Genomic DNA, 23,104 nt, shown 5'->3' on the forward strand with positions numbered 1-23,104 from the left:
CGCCGCCGGGCCGCCGCCGGGCCGCCGCCGGGCCGCCGCCGGGCCGCCGCCGGTGCCTGCTGGCAGGCCAGCGGCCCCGGCTCGGCTGGCGTGCGGGAGGCCGGCAAGAGAAGAAGGAAAGGAGGAAGGGAGAGGGAGAACTGGCGGATGGACGACGGGATACGTCGGTGGGCACCAGGACGTGAGGGGCAGCTGGCGGGCGGGCCGGCTGTTGGTAGATCGGGGTGCTTCGCTGAACCGATATACAGTCGGCCCCGCTCGCGGGTGGCTCGTATGCCACCTGACCTGGGATAACGCGTGCGCGAGGGGCGTCGTATCCAAGGACGCCCCCCGAAACGTCCACGGAAACGAGCACCGAAACGAGCACCGAAACGCCATCGTCGGTCGAGCCAGGTTCGAGTGGCTCGACCGACGTCCGAGGAGTGCTCCTCCTCGACCTCCTCAGCGCCTGGCGCCCACCGAGGATCGCGGCGCGACCAGGGCCTTCGTGGCCTGGTCCGGTTCCATGTCGAGGTCGGCGAGGGCGCGGTGGAGGCGGGCGAAGGTGTGTTGGGCGGCGTCTTGGCGGCCGGCGCCTTGGTAGAGGCGGATGGTGTGCTGGGCGAGGCGTTCGCGCTCCGGATGGAGGGCGCAGAGGTGATCCAGGAGCGGCAGCAGCGTGTCCCGGTCGGCCGTCGACGCGCCGGCGCGCTCGACGTAGCGGGCCAGGCGGATGGCCGCGTCGATGGCTCGGGCGGCGAGGTCCTCGCGGACCGAGGTGACCCAGAGGTAGTCGCTGCCGTGGGCGAACGGGGCGCTGTAGTGGCGGAGCGCCTGGACCGCGTCATCGAGGAGGGGTTCGCCGGAGGAGAAGGATTTCTTCAGGCCTTCGGTGAAATCGGCGAGGTCCGTTTCGATGAGGTCCGGGTGGAGCCGGTGGAGCTCTCCTTGGAGGAGGATGAATTCCTGCTCCACGATGCCCGTAGCCCCGCGCAGTGCGCGACGTACGGCGCGGCGGAGGTTTTTCATTGAGTTCTGTTCGCTGCCGCGCGCGAGGCTGAGTTTTTCCGAGATGTCTTGGGTCACGAGGCCCTTCGGATGCGCTGCGAGGAGGGCGAGGAATTCGTGGACCTCGCTGCGCAGGTTCGCACCGAAGGGGGTCTCGCTGCCGCGGGCGTAGAGGGTGACAGGGCCGAGAACGTGGACGCGTACCGGCTTCCTCTGGGCGGAGCGGGGCTGCGCCCTGACGAGGGCTGCTGCAGGGGTGGCTTCGCGTACGGATCGTGGTTCCGGGACCTCGGCCCTGGCGTCTTCGTCGGGTTCCTCGTCGATGTCTGGAGCGGCATCCTGCACCGGAGGAGGAACGGGCGCCGGCCGTCCGGAGGGGGCAGGGAGGCGCGGGTGGTAGCCATGGGCGGTGAGCAGGACGTCGAGGACCTCGCGGCCTCCGGCCGGGGTGAGCGGATACAGGCTCAGGGGGTCCGCGATCTGACGGCCCTGCGGGTCAGTGCGCGCGGTGGTCCCGTCGGCAGCGACGGTCCAGCAGGCGGTTCCGGGCAGGGGGTTGCCGACGGCGACGAGGACCAGGCGGCGGGGGTGGACGCGGGCTGCCAGGGCCTGGAGTTGGCCGGTGTGGGCCGGGTCCGGGGTGACGACGAGGACGAGCGGGCCCGAGGCAGGTGACGCATCCGGGGTGCCAAGGTCGGCTTCGTCATCGGTGCGGGCCCTGCTGATGAGGTGCTGCTCCGCTGCCTGGATCGCGTCGGCGAGGGTGGGCGTCTGGGTGAGCGCCGAGAAGCGGCTCGGGAGTCCGGGGACGAGCTCGGCGGCGAGGTCGGCGGGAACGACGACGGTGGTCGTCGGGCTCTTCGGACGCTGACGTTCTGCGGCTGTGAGGATGCCGAGGAGGAGGCCTCGGGCGGCGGCCCCGGCGCCTGGCCCTGTCCAGGTGCAGCCTCCTGGGACGGCCAGGGCGTCGAGGGCGACTTCGCCTCCGTCACCACGGCCGATGGTGACGACGCCCTCGGGACGTGGCCGCTGCGGGGTGGGCTCGCGGGTGATCAGGGCTTCGGCGGCGAGCTCTTGCGGTGCGGAGGGGCGGGTGGCGTCGTGGGCTGCTCGTGCCGCCTTGTCAACGAGCGGGCTCAGCGGCGGGATCTCGTGGGTCTCGTCCGCGTCGCGGCGGCGGTTGTGGTGGGCGTACCAGTAGCGGCGTGCGGCCAGCAGACCGGCGGCCGCGGTGATGCCGATCAGTCCCGCCGGGCCGAGGCCGATGCTGACCGGCGCGGTGTCCTTCGCGTTGGCCACCACGTCCGGCTTGGGGTTCGCGGCGGGGCCGTGGGCCGTCCGGTGTTCCGGTGCCGCCTCCTTGGGCCTCGGCGGATGAGGGTCGTTGGGTTCCTCGGGGGTCTGCTGTGACTGGCGCGGAAGGGCTTCCGCCGGGCGCTCGGCAGGCGCGGGCGGGGTCGGCGCCCGAACCGCTGCTGCTACGGGGAGTGTTAGCCGCCAGCCCGGGTGGAGGAGGTCGGGGTCGGTGAGCCGGCGTCCGTCGGCTTGGAGGCGGTTCTTGTTGAGGGCGTAGATCCGGGGCCACTTGAGCGGGTCGCCGAGGTGGGCGTGGGCGATGTCCCAGAGGGTGTCGTCCTGCACGACCGTGTACTCGAGCCAATGGCTCTCGTACGAGGTCGCCCGGGGCACCTCCGCCGCAGGCCGGTCTGTGCCGCCGGTAGAGGGCGCCGGCGTCTCTTCGATGGCGGCCACCTGTAGTGGAGCCGTGGCTGCCACCATTCGCAGGCCGTGCAGGTCGGCGGAGGAATGGGACGCCGTCGCGGAGGCCTGTGGCGGTCGCAGCACGGTGAGCAGGGCGATCACGAGGGTGCCGACGCACAGCGCGACCAAGGCGCGGTGCCGAGGGAGACCGGCCAGGTGCTGATGGTGCAGGCGTCGGTCGCGGAGCAGTTGAGGGACGTGCGCGGCGTACCAGGCGGCTTCGCGGGCGAGGGAGATGAGGAACGCCACCCAGCATGCCCAGGCGAAGAGGCCGAGGAGTTCGACGACCATCGGGTCGGTGATCGGTTGGGCAAGGCGGTCGGTGAAGTCCTGCCAGGAGGTGGCCGGTTCCGGCCAGGGCGTGCCGAGCAGCCGCCACAGGACGACGGGCATGCCAACGATGACGGCGAGCGTCACCGTGCCGGTGGCGGCCGCTGTGGCGGCGGCCTTCAGGCGGCTGCCGAGGTGACGCAAAGTGGGCGATGCGGGGGGCATGGTGGTTCTTCCTCGGCCGCTCCTCGGGAGCCGCCGCGTTGTCAGGGCGTGACGCGTTCGGCCTGCGCGGTGGCGGTCGCGGTGAGGGTGAAGGTGTGGACGCCGACGAGGCGGAGGATCTGCGCCTTCCGCTGGTGGGTAACCCGCACGGTGACCGTGTTGCCGCGTACGGTCGCGCTGCCGGTGTCACCGGCAGACGTCACGTAGGTGCGGGCGGCGGCTGCGGCTCGGGAGGGGCGGAGGCGAATGTCGTAGGCGCCTCGGAGGCGGGCGAGGTCGAGTTCCTGGGCTCCGCTTCGGGCGGCTTCCTGCGCGACATCGAGGGCGTGGGTCTTGCCGGCGAGGGCGAGACCGCCGTCGACGACGAGTCCGGCGAAGAGCCATAGCACGAGGACCGTACCGACGGCGAAGGCGGTGACCTGGCCTCGGTCGCCTTCCAGCCGCCGCGCACGGCCTCGCACCGCAGTTGGTCGATTCACGAGCCGCTCCGGTACTGGTCGACGGGCGAGTGCGCGCTGCCGGTCACGGTGACGCTGCCAGGCAGGCCGAGGCCTGTGAGGTCCCCCAGGTCCGCCGTGCAGGACACCGTGGCCGTGGCGGCCGTGCCCGGGGTGAGGTCGCCGCTCACCGTCACCTGGGGCCTGGTGCAGGAGCGGGAAGCGCCGTCCAGCGCGGCGCGTGCCGTGCGGCGGGCGTCCGCCCGGGCGGTGGCGGCGGTGCGGGCGAGGGAGGCTGCCCGGGCCGCCTGGTGGGCGGCGTCGGTGACGACGAGGCGGGCGTCCGCGAGCCGTCCGAGGGCGACGACGGCCAGCAGGACGCCGATCAACAAGGGGGTCAGCAGGACGAGTTCGAGTGCCGCCGATCCCCGGTCGTCGACGCAAGCCCGAACCCCGGTCGCTCCGGTCGCTCCGGCCCGGTGTCGCGGGCGAGTCATGGCGTGCCTCCGTCGGGGGTGGTGAGGCGCTCGACCGCTCCGGACGCCGTGCCGCTGACCTTGAGGCGCAGGCCTGGCACGACGGGCATGACGTTTCCTCGGACAGTGACGGTGGCCTGTTCCCGGGAGCGGTGGGCGGTGACGGCGGGTGCGGTGAGAACGCGGCTGCCGAGCTGGGCGAGGCTGCGCCGGGCCTGAGCCTGCCCGGCGGCGGCCGTGGCGTCCTTCGTGCGGGCGGCCGCGAGTCCGCGTTCGGCGGCGTACTGGGCGATGTGCCGGCCGTGCCAGGCAAGGGCGAACTGGACGGTCAGCAGCATCATGAGGAGCACCGCGGGGACCACCAGGACCAACTGGGTCGTGGCGGCCCCCCGATCGTCGGCCTGGAGGCGCTGAGCGAGGTTCGGCATGCGGGTGAGGTCAGCCGAGGTCGATGCCGTTGGCCTTGGCGGTGACCTTGGCGACGATGATGCCGACCACCGCGATGGCGAGGATCGCGAGCAGCGCGGTGACGATGACGGTCTCGGTGGTGTAGCCGCCGTCGCTGCGCGGGTTGTCCCGCAGGTGGGCGAGGCGGTCGCGGGCGGTCGTGCGCAGCTTGGCGAGGGTGCGGCGGGTGTGGCGCATGGTCGGTCTTCTCCCGTGGTGGAGGCTGTACGTCGGGCGGGTTCAGGTGGCATTCAGGACGTGGGCGATGGCCGGGTAGCCGATGAGGAGGAGGAAGGCCGCGAACAAGATGACCATGGGCAGGGACATCTGCTCGGTGGCGGCCTGGGCGGCTCCGTCGGCCTCGGAGATGCGGCGGCGGCGCATGGCGCGGGCCTTGGCGGCGAGCGATCCGCGGATCTTCGCGCCTTCGGTTCCGGCGAGGTCGAGGGTGGCGGCGAGTTCGGTGAGGTCGTTGACGGCCAGCTGGCGTCCGAGTGTGCCGAGGTGGGACCACGGGCTGGTGCGGGTCAGTTCGGCGACGTGGAGGGCGTGGGCGAGTTTCCCTGCCGCCCAGCCGGTGGGTGCGCGGACGGCCTGGGTGAGGGCCTGGTGGACTCCGGCTCCGCCGGCGAGGGCGATGACGGTGAGGTCCAGGACCAGGCTGAGGACGTGCAGCATCTCCCGGCGCCGCTCCTCGGCCTGCTTGCGGACCGTGAGGTCGGGGACGAAGAACAGCAGGACGGCAAGCGCGAGCGAGCCGCTCAGCGGCACCCACCATCCCGGATCCGTGCCGAGGCCCACGCGGAGGAGGGTGGTGACGAGCCACGGCATGACCAGTCCGGCCAGGGCGCACGTCGCCTTGCCGGCGAGGTGCCGCTCAACGTCCTGTCCGCAGACGGCCAGGTCCGCCTGAAGTCCCGGGGTGGGCAGGCCCAGCAGCCGCACGAGGGGGACGAAGCGCCGGCCGAGGCGAGTCGCCCACTCCTCGTCCGCCCCGCTCTCCCGCTGCCCGGCCGCGGGTGCGACGGGAGCCGGTGCGTCGAGGGCGGCCAGGACGTCGGCGAGGGCGGGGCGTGGTGGCCGCAGCCCGTAGACCAGGGCGGTCAGCCCGGTGCCGAACAGCGCTCCGAGGAGCAGAACGGTCGTCATCGCGTACCTCCCGCTTCGGCGGTCGTGGCGGTGCTGATGAGGTGGCCGGGCTCGGCGATGCGGCCGATCGAGGTCAGCCAGCCGAAGGCCACTGCGAAGAGCGCCCCGATCACGGCGAGCACGCCCTGTCCGGCGGCGGTGTCGAACGGCTGCAGGTAGGAGCGGTTGAAGACGACCAGGCCGACCGTCATCCCCAGGGTGACCATGACCGTCACCCGGACCCCGGTGCGGACGCTGGCCCGGCCGGCGTCGATGCGCTGCCGCATGGCCACCTGCTCGCGCACCGACTCCGCCAGCTCGCCCAGCAGCGCCCCGAGTTGGCGGGCCTGTTGCTCCGCCGCCGTCAGCAGCGCGGCGACGACCACGTCGGCCAGCGGGTCGTCCACGGCCTCGGCGAAGGCGCGCAGCGCCGAGGGCAGCGGCCGTCCGGCGCGCACCTCGGTGGCGAGGGCCCGTAGTTCCGTCTCGAGTGGGGCGGGGGCGATGTCGGCGGTGGCGAGCACCGCCTGCTCCAGCCCGGCGGCGGAGGAGAGCGTGTCGCGGAGCATCTCCGTCCACGTCGCCAGCGCCTCCATCTGCTCCGTGCGGCGGGCGGCCTGCCGGTCCGGCCCGAGCAGACCGGGGAGGGTGAGCAGCGCCGCCGTCGTGAGCAGCGCGCCCACCGGCCACCCGGTCAACGCGCCCGCGACCACCCCACACACGGCAGCGACCGCGACCCGTCGCCGCGTCCAGTCCTGCGGAACGCACTGCCGCAACCGCTGCAGCAGGCCCGTGCCGTCCGCCCCGCTCTGCGGGTCGTCCGGCCGCTTCCACAGTCCGTGGACCACCGCGATGAGTCCCGCCCCGAACGCCGCTCCCAGCAGCGTGGTGACGGCCGTGAGTGCGCCACCGTCGAACTCGGCGCCCATCAGGCACCCCACAGCGGTGCGCCGAGAACCTGCGGGTCCATCCCGACGGCCATGAGGTCCTGCAGCGTCTCCGCCCGCAGTGGCGCACCCGGCACAGGCCGTCCGTCCGGACCGGGTCGGAAGATCTCGTTGGAGACGATCTGGCTGCCGTCCGCGTCGATGACCTCGCGGACCGAGTCGACAACGCGGCGGCGCTGGGCGTCCCAGCCGAGGTGGACGACGAAGTGCACGGCCGAGGCCACGAGCAGGTTGGTCGCCTCCATCGACAGCCGCTCTGGTGCCTGCGCCGCGTAGGTGGCGAGCTTGGTGAATACTCCGCGCGAGGTGGAGGCGTGGATCGTGGAGAGCGAGCCGTCGTTGCCCTGCGACATGGCGTTGCACATCGGGATGACCTCGGCTCCGCGGATCTCGCCGACGATCACCCGGTCCGGCGACATGCGCAGTCCCCAGCGCACCAGCTCCGCCTGGTCGATGCCGCCCTGGCCTTCCAGGTTCGGTTCGCGGGCCTGCAGTGCGACGACGTTCGGATGCGCGGCTCGGTCGACGTCGAGGCCAAGCTCGAAGGTGTCCTCGATGGTGACGAGGCGTTCCGTGGGCGGGATCTGGCTGGCGAAGGCGCGGAGCACGGTGGTCTTGCCGACGTTGGTGCCGCCGCCGATCACGATGTTCTTCCGGGCGCGCACCAGGGCGGACAGGAAGGACGCCATGTTCTGGTCGCAGACGCCGAGCCGGACGAGTTCGGTCATGGAGGCGGCGAGGAAGCGGTGTCGGCGGATGGTGAGCGACACCCGCCCGGTGACCGCCATGACGGCGAACAGGCGGGAGCCGTCCGGCATCCGTAGGTTCAGCCGCGGCATGCCCCGGTCGAAGCGCCGCTCCTCCCCGTCGACGTTGGCCGCGAGCCCGCGGACGAGTTCGACGAGTTCCGCGTCGGATCCGGCCACTGGCGGACGCTGCTGCCACTGGCCCGTCGTGTCCTTGACCCACACGTTGTCGCAGCCGTTGACGCAGATGTTCTCCAGGCTGGTGTCGGCGAGCAGCCGCTCCAAGCCGCCGGTGCCGAAGAGGGCGTCCTCGACGGACTGGGCGATCCGCTGCTCCGCCGAGGCGTCGAGGACCTGGCCGCCGGTCGTCACGGTCGCCCGCCACTGGGCGGCGATCTCCTCGCCCAGCAGCCGCCGTACCGTCGTGCGCCGGGCCGACTCGTCCTCGGGCGGCAGGCCGGCGGCCTCCCGTTCACTGGCGTAGGCGGCCAGCCTGCCGACCACCCGCTGCCGGACCTGCTCCGCCAGCTCCCGCTCGTACGCCTCGGGCCGCCCGACCGGGTCGGTCGTGGCGCCCACGAAGGCCTGCTGCATCGTCATGCCGTCCTCTTCTCCGTGAGCGCCGACCGGAGCTGGCCGGACAGGTCGGTCGGCCGCTGATCGCCGCCGGGGGTGACCGCGGCGATCCGGCGCGCCAGCTCCAGCGACTCGGCCATCAGCGGCGGAGTGCGGAAGCGCGAGGGTGGCGGGACGGCGCGGCGGGCGGCGAACGCGGCGACGGTCTTCGGATCCCACGGCAGGAACCACACACGCTCGACGTCCAGCGCCTGCGCGATCTCCTGCCCCGAGTACGGGCACGGCCCCACCACGACGAGCGTCGCCCAGGAGGACGCGGCCCGGGAGGCGAGCAGGTGGGCACGGACGTGGGTGAGCGCCTCGGGGGTTCCACTCGTCACCAGGAGGATGTGGTCCGCCGCGGCAAGCAGCTCATCGCTGTGCTCACCGAGCCGCCCGAGGTCCAGCAGGACCGTCCCCCGGTCGCCTTCCGCGCCGGTGAGCACCGCCTGGCCCTGCTCCCCGGCCAGTACCCGTACGGCCTCGCGGCACGCCGGCCGCCCGGCCGGGGCGACAACGGCCCGCACGCCGCAGGGCAGTGTCGCCACCGCCCCGAGCAGCGAGCCCGGGTGAGGCTGCCGTGCCGTCGCGGCGACGTCCAGCAGACCCGGGCTGTGCGGCACTCCGCACCGCGTGGCCAGATCGCCGCCCCACACGTTGGCTTCGACGACGACCGGGCGGCCGTCGCTCGCGACATGCGGCCAGCAACTGGCCAGCGCCAGCGCGGCCGTCGTGACTCCGGGCGCACCCGTCAGCGAGCCCAAGGCGATCAGCCGTCTCACAGGGCCTCACGCCCCTTCGCCGAGATGACGACGATCCGCGGGTGCTCCATCGCAGCGGCACGGCGAGCGGCGCTCGTCTCCACCAGCACGGTGACCACCCGGACCCCGCCCGTCGACTCCGGCGCCTGCACCCCGGTCACCGTGCCCAGCACCGGCGCGGGACCGGCCGCCTCCTCATCGTCTCTCCCGGCCGCCGCCGGAAGGCCACCCGGCCCGGCGACGACCGCGATCCTCTTGCCCCGCGTCAGGTCCGGCGGCGACCCACCCGCCTCCACCGCCAGCGGAACCTGCGACCAGCCGGCCGGCGGGAAGTCCGCGGCCTCCCCCATCTGCCGTCCCGACAGCAAAGAGCCCGCCACCAACGGCACCCTCGCCTGCTTGCCCAACACCTTCGCCGTGTCCGCGACGGGCACAACCCCCGCTTCCGCCGCCACCTTCACGGTCCGCAGATCGCGGGCGGTCAACGCCGCCCCGGCCGGCACGTCCCTCGCCAGGACCAGTACGTCGGTCCGGCCGCTGAGGTCGGCCGCGATCACCGTGAACCCCACCGCCGAGACCAGCACCGCCCCCACCCCGGCCCACACCCAGCCCGGTCGGCGACGCACACCGCCACCGACCACCGGCGGGCGGCCTTCGGATCCGGTAGCTCGACGGCCTCGCGCACCGGGCACAGCCCCAGTCCGGCCCGTGGCCGGTGAACGCATGGAAGAACTCACAACTCACCCCGCTGAAGAAGAAGTCGTTGGACCACAGGTCTCACGCCGACCCGCGATCACGAGGAGCGCGGACGGACGTCACCGCGCCACGACGGCCTGAACCTCGTCCACCAGCACATACCGCTCGGCCGTCGACGACAGGCCGTGCTCCGTTCCGCTCTGCCCGCCGCCGGACCACTCCACGTCCCACACAACGGTGACCGTGACGCGGTACTTGCCTCCCGGCTCGGCCAGCGACGCACGGCGGTAGACATGGCCGCAGTCCGGCGACTGCGCGTCCGCCCGGAACCGCGACGAGTACGGCGTTCCCGGTCCGTCACAGGTAACGGAGGACCCGTCGCCCATCGACCACACCGCCCGACGGGGCCGCGCCGTCGCGGTGACCGACACCCCGGGCACCGCCACCGTCTCGCTCACCGGCCGCCAGCTCGCCGCCGGCATCCACATCCAGGTCGGCACGCGCACCACCTGGGCGAAGTCCTCGTCCGGGTTCATCCGGATGACCGGCGCGGGCAGCTTCAACTGCGCCACCGCCTGCTGCGCGAGCTCGGCCGGCAACACCTGGGGCACCGCGGGCTCGGCGTCCCGCCGCTTCTTCCCCTTGTTGGCCGGCAGGATCGGCACGTACGGCTTTCCGAACTTGCCGGTGAACTTGTGCCGCACCACGAACGGGACGGCGCCTCCCGCCTTGGCGGCCGCGGCCGGTGCCCTCGCCGCTCCGCCCCGGCGAGCCGATGCCCGGCCCTGGGTGCTTCTTCCTGCACCGCCCCGCGACGCCCGGAGATCGCACCCGCCGCCCCCGCAGCGCACGCCGACTCTGTCGCCGAACCCGGTATCAGCCGCTACTCCAGGGGCCGTCAGGAGGCTCGCTCCCACGACAGCCGCGCTGACGGTGCCCGCGAGCAGGACCGAACGGGTTCGCCCCATTCGCCTCACGTGATGCACGTGCCCACCTCGTGGACGTACAGCGACTCCACCAACCAGCGATCGCCGTGCCTGCCGACCGTGGCGTCGATCAGGTGGTGGCCGCCGGGTACATCGTCCTCGAGTTGCCCATCACTCTTCCGATACATGAGCCACCGGGTCGCATCCGAGCAGTCGCTGATCACCACCTTGTCGGTGGTAACGCTCTTCACCTCCGGTGCGAAGGTGGGCCGCCCCCGGGCCACCAGCCCGTCCTTCGCATAGGACCGAATCAGGTACAGGAGGAATTGATGTGCGCCGCTGGTGGCGTAGTCGTCGAGGCCAGGGTGCTTGACGTTCGCCGTGTGCGAGGCCTCAACTGCCTCGTCCCACATGGCCTTGTAGGCGGCGACCGCCTCCTGGGAACCGTCGGGCGCCGCAGTGCTCTGCGGCCCCGAAGGTGGCGGCGCTTCTCCCGCCCCCGTGGCTGCGGACCCACCTTCGTGTGCGGTGCACGCGCCGGTGAACAACAACGCCGCAACGCCGAGCGTAGTGGCGCGAAACATGCCGGGCTTGATCACTTTCGCCCTCCATTCCCCGTGACGCCACATATAGCGACCGGAAAGCCCCGTTTTGCCGCGACGAATCCGGAAGCTGCCTCGGCGCGAGGGCATTGGCCCAGCCAACTAGCGCGCCGTGGACACCTGTTGGGCGCCGGCGAGGACGAAAGAGGGCTTCCACCATTCCCTCTTTCGGAGGAACATCTGGGCACCCGGCGACCTACACCGGGTTGACGCTCCGGGCAGGGCTACTGCGGTAGAGCCATCCATGCGACCTTGGCGGTCCCGGACGCCCGGCGGAAACCCCGGCAGCCCTCACTGAGCCGATCCACGATTTGCAGCCCGCGCCCCCGTTCCGCAAGCCCCGCGCACAGGGCATCCAAGTCCTGGAGGTCCTACCCGCCGGACTCGAAGGGCGGACGAGACTGCGGAAGCACCGGGAGACAGGGGTCGTGATCTTCCACCTCGCAGAGCAGCTCCCCACCGCTCTCCTTGTGCAGCCTCAGCTCGTACGGATTGACGCCATGCTCCACGGCATTCGCGACGAGTTCTCCAACTGCGAGCACCGCATCGTCGATCAGCGGTTGTGGGTACCCGAGCTGATCGAGCGCGCACTGCAGGCTTCTACGCGCTTGGGGAGGCGCGTGCGGGGTCTCGGCGGTCCAGCACCACAGGACGCTCGCGACCGCTTCACGGCGGCGGGTCACCGTCATTGACGACCTCCCCGAGCGGCGTGGCGGCCCCGAACCACCCGGCGGTGACGACCACGGCCGGGCGCGGCGCATGCCCAGGTCTGGGTCAGGGCGTAGGACGCGGTGGCCGGCGCGGTGCACAGCAACAGGGCCGCGGTGAAGAAGAACGCCGTCACGCTTCATCTCCCGTTGATCACGATGGGTGCACAACGACGACAGCGCGAATACACAAAGAGGGGAATACCTCTCCTACGAGAACTTTGCGGACACCGCCATAGCGGCCTGATGCCCGCCCGGTTCCCGTGACCTCCCGACCCAGGAGCCGTCGCCCCCGTCGACTTTTGTCGCGAAGTGGTTCTCCGCCTTCAGGTCGGCCCACACGGTCTTGCCGATGCCACCGACGCGTTGTTTGACGCCCCAGCGTTCGGCGATCGCGTCGACCAGCATCAGCCCTCGTCCACCGGTGTCCTGGTCGTCCGGTGTCCGCAACTCGGGCCTGCCTTCCCCGGCGTCGCTGACCTCCAGGCGAAGGGTCCCCTCCGCCGGCATGCGCACGATCCTGATGCCGACCTGCCGGTCGCGAGGGGCCCGGGCGCGCACCGCGTTGGTGACCAGTTCGGACAGAACGAGTTCGGCGTCCTGGAGGAGGGTCGGGTCGAGGTTCCAGCTGTCCAGCACCGCGTTCAGTGCCGCTCTGGCCCTGGGCGTGGTCTGCCGGGACCTGGACAGGCGGAAGGTGATCTCCTGCGAGCTCGAGCTCTCTGCCATGACGCCCCCTGCGGGTTCGTGCGTGAGGTCCGGTGACGGGAAGCACCGGACGGGTTTGGCACGAGACTGGCAGAACGGACATCTCACGCAACGTTGAATGGAGCTTCTGGGTTGAAATTCACCCTTTAGGGAGACTCGGCGGCACGTACGCGCGGATTCCTGATAGTCAGTCGGGCATGCCCAACGTCAAGCCGTCCACCGTCCTCGGCCGCCAACTCGGCGACGAACTGCGCCGTTTGCGCGAAGCCGCCGCAATGACCACAACTCAGGCCGCCGAAGCCCTCGACTGCACCAAGGGAAAGATCAGCCGCATCGAGCACGGTCACGTCCCCGTCCGCAGCCCGGACCTCGTAGCCCTGATGCAGGCCTACGGCGTTCAGGACCCTCAAGTCCGGGAGCGGCTTCACGCATTGGCGCTGAACGCTAACCGCCGGCGCCGAGACGGGTGGTGGCACCGGTACAGCACGGTTCTGGCTGACTCCTACCGCGACTACATCGAGATGGAGGACGTCTGCCACAGCATCCGGGCGTTCCAGGCCCAGTTGGTCCCGGGCCTGCTCCAGACACCGGAATACAGCCGGGCCGTGACCGTGGCCTCCCGGTCCTGGCGGACCGCCGAGGAGGTCGAGCAGTTCGTCCAAGTCCGTCAGGCACGGCAGGAACGCCTGACCGGCACCGAGCCGTTGGAGCTGTGGGCCGTCCTCACGGAGGGCGTGCTGCGCCAGCAGGTCGGCGGTCCGGCCGTCCTGCGAAGGCAGCTCGATCACCTGGCCGACATGGCGGAGGTGCCCAACATCACCGTCCAGGTTCTGCCGTACCGCCGTGGAGCGCACTCCGGTATGTTCGGCCCGTACCTGTTGCTCAGCTTTCCGCAGGTGTCCGCGCTGGACCTGGTGCTGACCGAGACCGCGACCGGCAACATCTGGATAGAGCAGGAACCGGAGGTCGCCCGCTACCGGGAACTCTTCGACGACGCCCGCACCTCGGCACTGCCCCCTGCGGAATCCCTCGGCCTGATCCGCCGCATCGCGAAGGAGCACGAGAAGTGAGCCGACACCCGCTTCCCACACCCGACCTCGCCAAGGCGCTGTGGCGCGCCAGCACCTACAGCGGCGGCCAGGGCGAGTGCCTCGAGATCGCCGACAACGCCGGCCCCTGCGCCCCCGTCCGCGACAGCAAGAAGCCCACCGGACCCGTGATCGTCTTCGGGCACCCGGCCTGGACCACGTTCACCACCCACCTCGTGAACTCGACGGACACCATCCCGGGAAGCGTTCCCCGCTAGGCCTCCGGGGGCACGCGGTCATCCGAAGCGCTCCGAGCCCTCCTGAGTGACGCGCACTCCGAGGGCGTCCAGGGGGGCGGCGAAGTCGGCAGTCAGGCTCTCCAGGACGGCCTTCCCCTTGCTCGCGCCGGCGAGGGAGGGGAAGCCGATCACTCCGTTCTCGGTGTAGGCGCTCATGCCTTCGACGAGGAGGAACCGGCGGGCTCCCCCGTCGTGATCGGCCTCCTCGTAGCCGTCGCGGACGAGTTCGGGCGCGGCATGCAGGAGTATCGAGGTCTCGATCTCGCCGGCATGCATGTCCGCGTGCCGGTCGGACTCGAGACCCCCGAGCGCGCAGGCCCTGTCCCAGTCCCCGCCGAGAGGGAAGAGGGAGACCGCGGGCCCGTCCACGTTGGCCTCCTGGACCAGGTTGGACAGGACGTAGTTTCCGCCATGCCCGTTGAGGCATTCGCCGTCCTCCAGAAGATCGCCGCCACCGCATGCCTCCCCGCCGTCGGCGCCCAGCCGATACGCCTGGCCGAGAACGACCTCTGGCGGCTCACCGACGACACCGTCGTACGCATAAGCCGCTCCGGCCACACAACAGCTGCCCGCCGCGAAGTCACCGTCTCCCGATGGCTCGGCCACCACGGCGTCCCCGCCGTCCGCCCACACCCCATGCCCCAGCCCGTAGTCGTCGACGACCAGGCCGCCACCTTCTGGGAACTCCTCCCAGGCTTGACCAACTCCCGCTGCTCGCCGGTGAGCTCACTCGGATACGGCTTGCGACTACTCATCCCGCTACCCGAGCGCATCCCGTACGCCCGACGGCCGAGGTGCGTCCATGTCACCCCACCAGCAACGACAAGACGGATATAAAGCCTCGAAGTGCACTCTCAGAAGGGCAAATTCTCTCGTCTCGGTTCAAGTGTCAGATGCATGAAGTACATCTGTGTCATGGGGATCGAGACGTATGAGTTGAACGAGGACGAGACGTGCAAGCGGTTCGTGCTTCCTGCCCTCAGGGCAGCAGGGTGGGGCGAGAAACAGATCCGGCCGCAGTACCGGATCAACGGCGGCAAGCTGGTGCCGACCCGCAGGCGACACAAACGTGGGCCGGCCCTCGTCGCCGACTATGTGCTTGAGTACGTCCCCGACGTGCCGATCGCCGTGGTGGAGGCGAAGCGATACCGCCTCAGCGAAGAGAACGGCGTGGAGCAGGCCCGCCGCTACGCGCGGAAACTGGGCCTGTCCTTCGCCTACGCCACCAATGGCCGGAAGATAGTCGAGATCGACTTCGCCGCCGAGAACCCCGTCATCCGGCCCATCGAACGGTTCCCCTCCCCGGGTGAACTCTGGGCGCGGTTCCTGGGGGACCAGGGAGTCAGTGGCACCGAGGCCGGTGAGGAGTTGCTGTCCGCACCGTACGACTACACCCTCCGCAACACGGACAACACGGTGAAGCGCCCGCGCTACTACCAGAGGGCTGCCATCACAAGGGCCCTGGCCGCCCTCGCCCGCGACGAGCGCCGCATCCTGCTGGTGCTGGCCACAGGAACGGGCAAGACCATGCTTGCCCTTCAACTGGTCGCGCGCCTGTTCCAGGCGCCGGGGGCGTTCGGCGGGCGCAAGCCCCGGGTGCTCTACCTGGCCGACCGAAACATGTTGGTCGATGACCCCAAGGACCGTTACTTCCTGCCGGTGTTCGGCGAGGACGACGTCTATAAGATCGGTGGAGGGGAGGCAAAGCGCGGCCGGAAGATCTACTTCGCGCTCTACCAGTCTCTGGAGCAGGGAGAAGCTGAGTCGGAGTTGTTCCGTGACTACCCGCCGGACTACTTCGATGTCGTCATCGTCGACGAGTGCCATCGGGGGAGCGCGGGCAACGACTCGCGGTGGCGGCGGATCCTCGAGTACTTCAAGTCTGCTGTCCAGATCGGGCTCACCGCCACTCCGGTCAGCGACAAGAAGAGCGACACGTACGAGTACTTCCGCAACCCCGTCTACACGTACTCACTCAGGGACGGCATCGAGGACGGATTCCTCGCGCCCTACAGAGTGCGCAGGGTCCGGCTCAACGTGGACGTGGAGGGATACCGGCCCGAGCCGGGCAAGAAGGACATGTACGACCGTGAGATCCCCGACGACCTCTACGGGCCGAAGGAGTTCGAACGGGTCATGGTGATTCTGGAGCGGACCGAGACCGTGGCCCAGTACCTCATCGACTACTTGCGGAAGAACGCGGAAGACGGGCGCCTCGGGAAAACACTCGTGTTCTGCGAGAACAACGAGCACGCTGGCCGGATGCGCACAGCCCTTCACAACCTCGCTTCCGCAGAGGTCTCCGTCCTGCCCGATTTCGTCAAGCGCATCACCAGTGCGGACGCACCTCATTACGGTGAATCACTGGAGGAGTTCCGTAAGGCTGACTCGAACCAGCCGGTCATCGCCGTGACGTCGAAGTTGCTGTCGACGGGCATCGACCTGCCGGCAGTGCGAAACGTAGTGCTGTTCCGAAGGATGGCCTCGATGCCGGAGTTCAAGCAGGTCATCGGGCGAGGCACCCGGCTGTGTCCGGAGATCGGCAAGGAGTCTTTCGACATCATCGACTTCGTGGAAGCCACCAGGCTCTTCGAGGACAAGAGCTTCGACGGCCCGCCGCTTCGGCTGCTCAAGGAAACGGCGGACGAACAGGGCGCTCTGGTCGACGTCGAAGATGTCACGCCACCCGCCGAGACGCCCGAAGACGAAGCCGAAGCTGTCGCCGAACCGGAGGCTGCGTACGAGGAGCAGGACGGTGGTTCCTTTGAATCCGGGCCGGACGGCGCGGATGACAAGGTGACCGATCAGGACGAGGTCGATCGCATCCAGGCCCATGGCAAGCGGTATACCGTCCGTGGCGTCGACGTCTACAAGCTGGGCGAGCGCCGCTACCAGCTTGCGGACGACGGCGTGACGATGCGCCTGGTGAGCGTAGAGCAGTGGGTGCACAACCAGGTGCTGGAACTCGACCTGGAACCCGCGCAGTTGCGCACCCGGTGGGCGCGGGCCAAGAGCCGGGCCGCGCTGATGGAGGCGCTGAAGGAAGCGGACATCGATGTGGAGGAGCTGCCCGAGGAGTTGGGCAAGCCCGACGTGGACCCCGTAGACCTGCTGGTCAGCGTTGCATGGGAAGGCCTCGGCGTGGTGAGCCGGGACGAGCGACTCACCTGGTTCCGCCGGGAGCACGAGGAGTTCCTGGACTCCTTCGGGGAGAGGGCTCGTGAGGTGCTGGAAGCGATGCTGGAGAAGTTCGCGGAGGCGGGCTCGCCGCAGCTGAAGGTGGAAACGCTGAAGGTTCCGCCGTTTGACTCGATGGGCCGGGTGGTGGACCTGACAGCGCGGTTCGGCGGGGCCCGGCAGGCACATGAAGCCATCGATCAGCTGGCGGCTAGACTCCTCACGGTCGTGTAGCGCAACTAGAACTTTAGTTCCGCGCAAATGATCGCCTCAAACTAAAGTGGCCTTTGAGTTATGTGCGCCTGCTATGGTGGTGGCGTGCTGAGAGATCGTACGGACAGTCGGGCTGCCCTCTGGCGGACCGCCGCCGGTCAACGCGGTTACTTCACCGCTGCGCAGGCGGTGGACGCCGGATACTCCTACCAAGCCCAGCGTTACCACGCCCAGCACGGCAACTGGCTGGTGATTGACCGCGCGCTCTACCGATTCCGGGAGTTCTCCGACCTGCCGGGCGAGGGCGACGAACAGCTGGTGCGGTGGTCGCTGTGGAGCAAGGGGAGGGCGGTGGTCTCGCACACCACCGCCCTAGCGGCCCATGATCTCGGCACGGCAAACCCGTCCCGCATCCACCTCACCGTGCCGCGTGGTTTCCGGCAGAAGTCGGACGCGGTGATTCTGCACCGTGCGGAACTGACAGAGTCGGACGTTGAGGAGCGAATGGGCTACCGGGTGACGACACCTCTGCGCGCGCTCACGGAGTGCGCAGAGGACGGTGAAGACCAGGACATCCTGGACGGGGCCGTGACAGAGGCGCTGGCGCAGGGAATCGTGTCTCGCCGGAGGCTGCTCCACGCAGCCCAGACGCTGGGCCCGCGGGCAGAGCTGGGCGTCGAGCGAGCGCTGGGAGCGATGTCGTGACCGGCCGCTACCGTGACGCCGCTGACTTGCGCCGCGCTCTGGAGGCCCGGCTGAAGCAGGACGCCGACTGTTCCGGAACCGATCTTGCCCGGCGTCGACGGCTGGTGGTCTTCGACCGCATGGCGGCACGTCTCGCGGAGGACCGGGCAGGCGGCTGGGTCCTTAAAGGTGGTGCGGCCATGGAATTCCGGCTCACCGGACGTGCTCGTACGACGAAGGACCTGGACTTGGCACTGCGGCCTGAGGACAGCTCCGACGCAGGGGGGAGCGAGGTGCGTGAGCTGCTGATCGACGCTCTGGCGGCCGATCTGGACGCTTCCGGGTCGGTGCGCCCGTGTCGTTGACGGCGGACACGGCAGGATGGGGCGGCTGGCGGTTCTCCGTCGAGGCCCATCTCGCGGGCAAGCTGTTCGCGGGTGTCAGAGTGAACGTGGTGGACCGTGGTGAGGAGAGCGCCCGGACGGAACGCATCCCACTGCCCAACACCCTCGGCTTCGCCGGCACCCCGCAGCGTGTGATCGAGGCCGTGGACCGCCGTCAGCACTTCGCGGAGAAGCTGCACGCTTTCACCCGCGACTACGGTGACCGTCCCGATACGCGAGTCAAGGACCTGGTCGATCTGGTGCTGCTGGCCGAGGACGGCTTGCCGGGCGATGCTGCGCTCGTGCAGGTCGTACGGCATGTATTCGCCGTACGCGCCACACACGAGGTGCCGGACGAACTCGAGGAACCGCCGCCTCGGTGGCGCGACAGCTACCCCGAGCTGGCACGGGAGCTAGCCACCGGAATCCCGCCGACGCTCGATGCCACCCTGGGGCTGGTACGAGGACTGTGGGCGGCGGCCCTCGCCGATGCGTCACTTGTCTCTTCCCGACCCGAACAGAAAGACCGACTGGGCTGACATGGCAGCGACCAAGAAGAAGACGGCGGAGAAGCCGGCCGGCACCTCCCGGACCCGGCTCACCTCCCTGATCAAGTCCGCGCGCGACACGATGCGCAAGGACGCCGGGATGAACGGCGACCTCGACCGGTTGCCGCAGCTGTCCTGGCTGCTCTTCCTGAAGGCGTTCGACGAGCGCGTCGAGCAGGAGGGCGAGGCGCTGGACCCGGACGGGTACCGCCGTGCGATCGAGGAGCCGTACCACTGGAAGGGCTGGGCGACCAATCCAGACCTCAGCGGAGACGAACTGAAGACGTTCGTCAACGAGAAGCTCATCCCGTATCTTGCAGGGCTGGTTGGGGAGGACGCGGAAGACCCGCGCAACGTCATCTCCACCATCTTCAAGGACGTCGTCAACCGCATGCAGTCGGGCACGCTTCTGCGGGATCTGGTGAACATCGTCAACCAGGTTGACTTTGTCTCCACCGACGACATCCACACCATGGCGTTCGTCTACGAGTCGATCCTCAAGGAAATGCGCGACGCGGCCGGCGACTCAGGCGAGTTCTACACCCCGCGGCCGGTCAACCGCTTCATGGTCCAGCAGTCCTTCCTCGAACTCGGCGAGTCGATCCTCGACCCGGCGAGCGGTACGGGCGGGTTCCTGGTCCAAGCGTACGAGGAACTGAAGGGCCAGGTCAGGACTGACACCCAGCGCAGGCGACTGCATGCGGACATCCGAGGCATCGAGAAGAAGCCGCTGCCGTACCTGCTGGGTTCGATGAACCTGCTGCTGCACGGCATTGACGCGCCGCATCTCCGGCGGGGCAATGCACTCCTGGAAATGCGGAACTCCAACGCCGCCGACAAGGTGAACGTGATCCTCACCAACCCTCCCTTCGGAGGCGAGGAGGAGTCGACGGTCGTCAAGGCATTCCCGGACGGCTTCCGTACCCAGGAGACGGCCTGGCTCTTCCTGTACTCGATCCTCGACCAGCTCAAGCTGGGCGGCCGGTGCGCGATCGTCCTGCCCAACGGGAGTTTGTTCGCAACGGGAGAGAACTCCATCGGCGCGAAGATCAAGAAGAAGCTGATGAAGGACTGCAACCTTCATACGATCGTCCGTCTCCCCCAAGGCGTCTTCGCGCCCTACACCCAGATTCCGTCGAACATCCTCTTCTTCGAGAAGACCGGGCCGACGCAGGAGGTCTGGTTCTACGAGATCCCCTTGCCGGAGGGGCGCCGGGGCTACACCAAAACGAAGCCCATGCGGATCGAGGAGTTCCAACCCTGCGTGGACTGGTGGGGCGGTAAACAACGTGAGGGGCGCGAGGAGGGCGAACACGCATGGGCCGTCCCGGCGTCGGACATCGTCGCCTCCGGCTACAACCTCAACATCGCCAACCCGCATGTCGGGGACGATCTGGCGCACCGGACACCCGAAGAGTTGGTGGATGAGCTGGTGAAGACAGAGAAGGGGATCTTGAAGCTGCTGAACGAGCTGCGCGCGGGGCTGGGGGCAAGTGCTGATGCTGAGTGAAGTTCGCCTCGGTGATGTGCTCGAATTGGAGAGGATCGCCGTTCAGGTTGACCCGGATGCCAAGTATCACCAGATCGGCATCAGGTCTTTCGGAAATGGAATCTTCCACCGAGATCCCTGTTTGGGTAGTGAGCTGAGCAAGCTCAAATACTTCGAAGTCCGCCCTGAGCGGCTTGTGGTGAGTAACATCATGGCCTGGGAGGGGGCAATTGCTGTTTCGACTGACAAGGAAGAGGGGCTCGTGGGATCGGCTCGCTTCCTGAGTTATCGGGCAATCGGGGAAGTGAACCTCCGCTACCTGAACTACTTCTTTCAGAGCAACGCCGGCAAGGTTCTCATTAAATCAATTTCAACGGGGACTGTAACGCGAAACCAAACCGTCTCGCCAAAGAATTTTGAGAACGCGACAGTCCCGCTACCCGAGCTAGCCGAGCAGCGCCGCGTAGTCGATAAGCTCGATGCAGCTGCGACCCGAATGAGGGAGGTTTCTCGACGGAAGAGTCATGCGGACAATCTAATTCTTAGCCATGCGGATTCCATGTTCAATTCCGTTGATGTCCATCTCCCGTTGTCTGAGGCGCTGTCGGTGAGCAACGACTTCGTGACCGTCGAGCCCGAATCCACCTATCAGACGGCCGGCATCCTTAATCGGGGGCGGGGACTCTTTAAGAGGCCGATCATTGATGGCAGCGAAACGAAATATTCGCGCTACAACAGGCTCCACAAGGATCAGTTTGTGTACAGCAAGCTCTTCGGTTGGGAAGGTTCTCTTGCTGTGGTTTCAGAAGAATTCGATGGCGTCTACGTCTCGCACGAATTCCCCACATTTCACATTGACGCAGCGGTTGCCGACGTCGAATACATGACTCACTTGGCACGTTGGCGCGGACTTCACGACAGCCTCCAGGGTCAGGGAACTGGCATGGGCTCTCGGAGGCAGCGGGTGAACGTGGACCGTCTGCTGGCTACCGAAGTGCCACTCCCCGGGCTACCTGAGCAGCGGCGCATCGCGAAACAGCTCACTCTCGCCCGCGAGGTGGCAGACGCCAGCGCCAGGCAGGTGGAACAGCTCTCCACCCTACGTTGGAGTCTTCTCGACGCTGCCTTCTCCGGGCGACTGTAGGTCCCTGCGTCGATGTCATACGGGCGGCACCCGCCGCCACCCCTCGTCCGTAACCACCACATGGTCTAGAAGCGCAGGCCGACCACTGTCGCACCCGCCCCCAAGCGGGATGTGGCGCGGCAGTCGGCCTTGCTTGTATCTAGGCAGCCCGTGGGGTGGTTGTGCGCCACGCCGAAGGATGAGCCCCCGGCCGCAAGTACCAGGGCGAGGACATCGCGGACTGGTAGCAGGCTGGGGTCCGACGCGCCCTCCGTGAGGACATCCGTGCGTAGGACCGTGCCTGCCCCGTCGCAGACGATCACGACCACACGAGTCCGTGGCGCTGACCGCGACGGTGCAGGCCAGCACGAACGCGCGGGAGGCCATGCGGCGGGCGGAGCTGATGCTGACGGCCGCGGAGAGCGCCGTGCCGGGGCTGCGCGGGCGGCTGCTGTGGCACGAGGTGCGCACCCCGGAGGACGTCCGGCGGGAGACCGGCGCGGAAGGCGTTCCCGCCCCCGCCCTGGCCGGCGGCGGGGCCGCGCTGCTGCGTCCCGGCAACGCCACGGGGCTGCCGAACCTGTACCGGGCGGGCGGCTGGTCCCACCCCGGCGGCGGGCTGCCGCACGCCGGCATGTCCGGGGCGCTGGTCTCCGGTCGTCGAGGGCCCCGCCTTCCGCAGCTCCGTCTGACCCGGGCGCACCCCACCCGACCCGGGCACACCCCACCGCGCCACCGAGGTCGACGCCTCGGTGAGCGGTCGTCCCGCGACCCGGCGCCACGACGCGACGCCCTTGCCCCGCAACGACGGAGGGCCGGCCCCCACCCGGGGGCCGACCCTCCGTCGTGCGCGACCTGCTCAGTACCGGTACTGCTCGTCGTACCCGTAGGGGTACGGCTGCTGCTGCGGTTGCTGCGGCTGCTCCTCCGTCCCGTACGGGTCGTCGGCGCCCCGCTGCTGCGGGACCCAGACCCCGCCGGGCGGCGTGGTGTCGGTGTAGCCGCCGTACGACGCCGCGTCGTACCCGCCCTGCTGCCCGTAGCCCTGCTGCTGGCCGCCGTACGTGGAGTCGTATCCGTACTGGCCGCCCTGCGTCGCGTAGGGGTCCGCGTAGGCCTGGTACTGCTGCTGGTCGTATCCGGTGCCGGCATAGGTGTCGTAGGCGCCGTACCCCTGCTGCCCGTCGGCTCCGGCGGACGCCGCGGCGGGGTACCCGCCGGTGTCGTAACCGGAGTCGCCGTACACGCCGTACGAGCCGGTGTCCTCCTGCGCCGTCTGCGACGGGTACGCGGTGGCGCCGGCGGCGGCCTGGTAGTCGTCCACGGAGGGCGCGGCCGGCAGCTCGTCGTCCTGGCGGCCCCCGAGATCACCACGGTCACCGCGCACCTCGTGCTCGTCGCGCTCCTCGCGGTCGTCGCCCCCGGACTCCTCCCGCTCCCCGTCGTCCTGGCCGGTGCGACGGCGGGCGGCGGGCAGTGCCCAGCCCTGCGAGAAGCCGCTGCGGAACGACAGGGTGACGAAGGTCTGCCCCACCGCGAAGGCGAGCGCGCCCAGGCCGATCACCGCGACCGACGCGAACAGCACACCGATGACGACGCCGAGGAAGCCCGCGAACGCGAGCACGCGCCACCGCAGTTTGGCCTTGTACTGCAGCAACACCTCGCCCAGCAGCCACAGCGCGACGATGCCGAACGCGATGTAGAGGACCGTCCAGCCCATG

Annotated in this window: 25 protein-coding genes and 1 pseudogene; 9 read left to right on the plus strand and 17 right to left on the minus strand. The window is 69.4% G+C overall.

Annotation, left to right across the window (positions count from 1 at the left end):
- Window positions 1-441: 441 nt before the first annotated feature.
- The 14 genes from A2U95_RS30765 to A2U95_RS30830 all read right to left on the minus strand — a co-directional run bounded on the left by A2U95_RS30765 (window position 442) and on the right by A2U95_RS30830 (window position 12,460).
- On the minus strand, window positions 442-3,243 hold the full coding sequence (locus A2U95_RS30765; RefSeq protein ID WP_166029131.1) for a BTAD domain-containing putative transcriptional regulator: 2,802 nt from the start codon (window positions 3,241-3,243) through the stop codon (window positions 442-444).
- 41 nt (window positions 3,244-3,284) lie between these two features.
- Entirely contained in the window at window positions 3,285-3,722 is a 438-nt protein-coding gene (locus tag A2U95_RS30770; protein WP_166029133.1) for a pilus assembly protein TadG-related protein, read from the minus strand.
- Window positions 3,719-4,177 carry a TadE/TadG family type IV pilus assembly protein gene (locus A2U95_RS30775; protein WP_166029135.1) on the minus strand — a complete coding sequence of 153 codons (459 nt, stop codon included), beginning with the start codon at window positions 4,175-4,177 and terminating at the stop codon, window positions 3,719-3,721. The genes A2U95_RS30770 and A2U95_RS30775 overlap by 4 nt, the downstream gene beginning before the upstream one ends.
- Window positions 4,174-4,584, minus strand: a complete 411-nt coding sequence (locus A2U95_RS30780; RefSeq protein ID WP_166029137.1) for a TadE/TadG family type IV pilus assembly protein — start codon at window positions 4,582-4,584, stop codon at window positions 4,174-4,176. The genes A2U95_RS30775 and A2U95_RS30780 overlap by 4 nt, the downstream gene beginning before the upstream one ends.
- Before the next feature lie 10 nt (window positions 4,585-4,594).
- Window positions 4,595-4,801 carry a hypothetical protein gene (locus A2U95_RS30785; protein WP_166029139.1) on the minus strand — a complete coding sequence of 69 codons (207 nt, stop codon included), beginning with the start codon at window positions 4,799-4,801 and terminating at the stop codon, window positions 4,595-4,597.
- Between the two features lie 42 nt (window positions 4,802-4,843).
- On the minus strand, window positions 4,844-5,752 hold the full coding sequence (locus A2U95_RS30790; RefSeq protein ID WP_166029141.1) for a type II secretion system F family protein: 909 nt from the start codon (window positions 5,750-5,752) through the stop codon (window positions 4,844-4,846).
- The gene (locus A2U95_RS30795) at window positions 5,749-6,660 is read right to left on the minus strand and encodes a type II secretion system F family protein (protein WP_166029143.1); all 912 of its coding nucleotides are present in this window, start codon (window positions 6,658-6,660) and stop codon (window positions 5,749-5,751) included. The genes A2U95_RS30790 and A2U95_RS30795 overlap by 4 nt, the downstream gene beginning before the upstream one ends.
- On the minus strand, window positions 6,660-8,018 hold the full coding sequence (locus A2U95_RS30800) for a TadA family conjugal transfer-associated ATPase (protein WP_166029177.1): 1,359 nt from the start codon (window positions 8,016-8,018) through the stop codon (window positions 6,660-6,662). The genes A2U95_RS30795 and A2U95_RS30800 overlap by 1 nt, the downstream gene beginning before the upstream one ends.
- A 2-nt stretch (window positions 8,019-8,020) precedes the next feature.
- A complete protein-coding gene (locus A2U95_RS30805; RefSeq protein WP_166029145.1) occupies window positions 8,021-8,821 on the minus strand; it encodes a CpaE/TadZ family protein in 801 nt (266 codons plus the stop codon).
- A complete protein-coding gene (locus A2U95_RS30810; RefSeq protein ID WP_240958469.1) occupies window positions 8,818-9,426 on the minus strand; it encodes an SAF domain-containing protein in 609 nt (202 codons plus the stop codon). The genes A2U95_RS30805 and A2U95_RS30810 overlap by 4 nt, the downstream gene beginning before the upstream one ends.
- Before the next feature lie 189 nt (window positions 9,427-9,615).
- A complete protein-coding gene (locus tag A2U95_RS30815; RefSeq protein ID WP_240958475.1) occupies window positions 9,616-10,203 on the minus strand; it encodes a hypothetical protein in 588 nt (195 codons plus the stop codon).
- Window positions 10,204-10,469: 266 nt separating this feature from the next.
- A complete protein-coding gene (locus A2U95_RS30820) occupies window positions 10,470-11,021 on the minus strand; it encodes a hypothetical protein (protein ID WP_166029150.1) in 552 nt (183 codons plus the stop codon).
- Window positions 11,022-11,395: 374 nt separating this feature from the next.
- Complete coding sequence (locus A2U95_RS30825) at window positions 11,396-11,713, minus strand: ATP-binding protein (protein ID WP_240958477.1); 318 nt, start codon at window positions 11,711-11,713, stop codon at window positions 11,396-11,398.
- A gap of 228 nt (window positions 11,714-11,941) precedes the next feature.
- The gene (locus tag A2U95_RS30830) at window positions 11,942-12,460 is read right to left on the minus strand and encodes an ATP-binding protein (RefSeq protein ID WP_166029152.1); all 519 of its coding nucleotides are present in this window, start codon (window positions 12,458-12,460) and stop codon (window positions 11,942-11,944) included.
- A 176-nt stretch (window positions 12,461-12,636) separates the two neighbouring features.
- On the opposite strand from A2U95_RS30830, the gene A2U95_RS30835 reads away from it, so the two are divergent.
- Window positions 12,637-13,509: a helix-turn-helix domain-containing protein gene (locus A2U95_RS30835; RefSeq protein ID WP_166029154.1), complete on the plus strand. Its 873-nt coding sequence runs from the start codon at window positions 12,637-12,639 to the stop codon at window positions 13,507-13,509.
- Entirely contained in the window at window positions 13,506-13,745 is a 240-nt protein-coding gene (locus tag A2U95_RS30840) for a DUF397 domain-containing protein (RefSeq protein WP_166029156.1), read from the plus strand. The genes A2U95_RS30835 and A2U95_RS30840 overlap by 4 nt, the downstream gene beginning before the upstream one ends.
- An 18-nt stretch (window positions 13,746-13,763) precedes the next feature.
- Here A2U95_RS30840 and A2U95_RS30845 read toward each other — a convergent pair whose 3' ends face one another.
- Complete coding sequence (locus A2U95_RS30845; RefSeq protein WP_240958479.1) at window positions 13,764-14,372, minus strand: creatininase family protein; 609 nt, start codon at window positions 14,370-14,372, stop codon at window positions 13,764-13,766.
- A 309-nt stretch (window positions 14,373-14,681) separates the two neighbouring features.
- Here A2U95_RS30845 and hsdR point away from each other — a divergent pair, with 309 nt between their 5' ends.
- From hsdR to A2U95_RS30870, 6 genes are all read left to right on the plus strand, one after another.
- A complete protein-coding gene (hsdR, locus tag A2U95_RS30850) occupies window positions 14,682-17,177 on the plus strand; it encodes an EcoAI/FtnUII family type I restriction enzme subunit R (RefSeq protein WP_420857079.1) in 2,496 nt (831 codons plus the stop codon).
- A gap of 84 nt (window positions 17,178-17,261) precedes the next feature.
- Window positions 17,262-17,861, plus strand: coding sequence for a type IV toxin-antitoxin system AbiEi family antitoxin domain-containing protein (locus A2U95_RS30855; protein WP_166029160.1), 600 nt, complete (start codon window positions 17,262-17,264; stop codon window positions 17,859-17,861).
- Complete coding sequence (locus A2U95_RS33215; RefSeq protein WP_240958480.1) at window positions 17,858-18,205, plus strand: nucleotidyl transferase AbiEii/AbiGii toxin family protein; 348 nt, start codon at window positions 17,858-17,860, stop codon at window positions 18,203-18,205. Before A2U95_RS30855 ends, A2U95_RS33215 begins: the two co-directional genes overlap by 4 nt.
- Entirely contained in the window at window positions 18,196-18,762 is a 567-nt protein-coding gene (locus A2U95_RS30860) for a nucleotidyl transferase AbiEii/AbiGii toxin family protein (RefSeq protein ID WP_240958489.1), read from the plus strand. Before A2U95_RS33215 ends, A2U95_RS30860 begins: the two co-directional genes overlap by 10 nt.
- Window position 18,763: 1 nt before the next feature.
- On the plus strand, window positions 18,764-20,281 hold the full coding sequence (locus A2U95_RS30865; RefSeq protein ID WP_166029162.1) for a class I SAM-dependent DNA methyltransferase: 1,518 nt from the start codon (window positions 18,764-18,766) through the stop codon (window positions 20,279-20,281).
- Window positions 20,265-21,404 carry a restriction endonuclease subunit S gene (locus A2U95_RS30870; RefSeq protein ID WP_166029164.1) on the plus strand — a complete coding sequence of 380 codons (1,140 nt, stop codon included), beginning with the start codon at window positions 20,265-20,267 and terminating at the stop codon, window positions 21,402-21,404. The genes A2U95_RS30865 and A2U95_RS30870 overlap by 17 nt, the downstream gene beginning before the upstream one ends.
- Window positions 21,405-21,469: 65 nt before the next feature.
- Here the strand turns inward: A2U95_RS30870 and A2U95_RS33925 are convergent, their stop codons facing one another.
- Window positions 21,470-21,712 (minus strand): JAB domain-containing protein, encoded by a 243-nt coding sequence (locus A2U95_RS33925; RefSeq protein ID WP_206283126.1) that lies wholly within the window; start codon window positions 21,710-21,712, stop codon window positions 21,470-21,472.
- Between A2U95_RS33925 and A2U95_RS33220 the strand changes: the two are divergent.
- Window positions 21,712-22,075, plus strand: a pseudogene (locus A2U95_RS33220) (NAD(P)/FAD-dependent oxidoreductase); the annotation flags it as partial. The gene A2U95_RS33925 and the pseudogene A2U95_RS33220 sit on opposite strands and share 1 nt — an antisense overlap.
- Window positions 22,076-22,242: 167 nt before the next feature.
- On the opposite strand, the gene A2U95_RS30880 reads toward A2U95_RS33220, so the two are convergent.
- The gene (locus A2U95_RS30880) at window positions 22,243-23,103 is read right to left on the minus strand and encodes a hypothetical protein (protein ID WP_166029166.1); all 861 of its coding nucleotides are present in this window, start codon (window positions 23,101-23,103) and stop codon (window positions 22,243-22,245) included.
- Window position 23,104: the final 1 nt, after the last annotated feature.

It is taken from the genome of Streptomyces chilikensis (assembly GCF_001642695.1).
In the GTDB taxonomy this organism is placed as follows: Bacteria; Actinomycetota; Actinomycetes; order Streptomycetales; family Streptomycetaceae; genus Streptomyces; species Streptomyces chilikensis.

What these genes read in the sequence shown, in the direction of transcription:
- A2U95_RS30765 (WP_166029131.1), bottom strand. Translation starts at nt 3,243, where the DNA reads ATGCCCCCCGCATCGCCCACTTTGCGTCACCTCGGCAGCCGCCTGAAG.
- A2U95_RS30775 (WP_166029135.1), bottom strand. Translation starts at nt 4,177, where the DNA reads ATGACTCGCCCGCGACACCGGGCCGGAGCGACCGGAGCGACCGGGGTT.
- A2U95_RS30780 (WP_166029137.1), bottom strand. Translation starts at nt 4,584, where the DNA reads ATGCCGAACCTCGCTCAGCGCCTCCAGGCCGACGATCGGGGGGCCGCC.
- A2U95_RS30785 (WP_166029139.1), bottom strand. Translation starts at nt 4,801, where the DNA reads ATGCGCCACACCCGCCGCACCCTCGCCAAGCTGCGCACGACCGCCCGC.
- A2U95_RS30790 (WP_166029141.1), bottom strand. Translation starts at nt 5,752, where the DNA reads ATGACGACCGTTCTGCTCCTCGGAGCGCTGTTCGGCACCGGGCTGACC.
- A2U95_RS30795 (WP_166029143.1), bottom strand. Translation starts at nt 6,660, where the DNA reads ATGGGCGCCGAGTTCGACGGTGGCGCACTCACGGCCGTCACCACGCTG.
- A2U95_RS30800 (WP_166029177.1), bottom strand. Translation starts at nt 8,018, where the DNA reads ATGCAGCAGGCCTTCGTGGGCGCCACGACCGACCCGGTCGGGCGGCCC.
- A2U95_RS30825 (WP_240958477.1), bottom strand. Translation starts at nt 11,713, where the DNA reads ATGACGGTGACCCGCCGCCGTGAAGCGGTCGCGAGCGTCCTGTGGTGC.
- A2U95_RS30830 (WP_166029152.1), bottom strand. Translation starts at nt 12,460, where the DNA reads ATGGCAGAGAGCTCGAGCTCGCAGGAGATCACCTTCCGCCTGTCCAGG.
- A2U95_RS30835 (WP_166029154.1), top strand. Translation starts at nt 12,637, where the DNA reads ATGCCCAACGTCAAGCCGTCCACCGTCCTCGGCCGCCAACTCGGCGAC.
- hsdR (WP_420857079.1), top strand. Translation starts at nt 14,682, where the DNA reads ATGGGGATCGAGACGTATGAGTTGAACGAGGACGAGACGTGCAAGCGG.
- A2U95_RS30865 (WP_166029162.1), top strand. Translation starts at nt 18,764, where the DNA reads ATGGCAGCGACCAAGAAGAAGACGGCGGAGAAGCCGGCCGGCACCTCC.
- A2U95_RS30880 (WP_166029166.1), bottom strand. Translation starts at nt 23,103, where the DNA reads ATGGGCTGGACGGTCCTCTACATCGCGTTCGGCATCGTCGCGCTGTGG.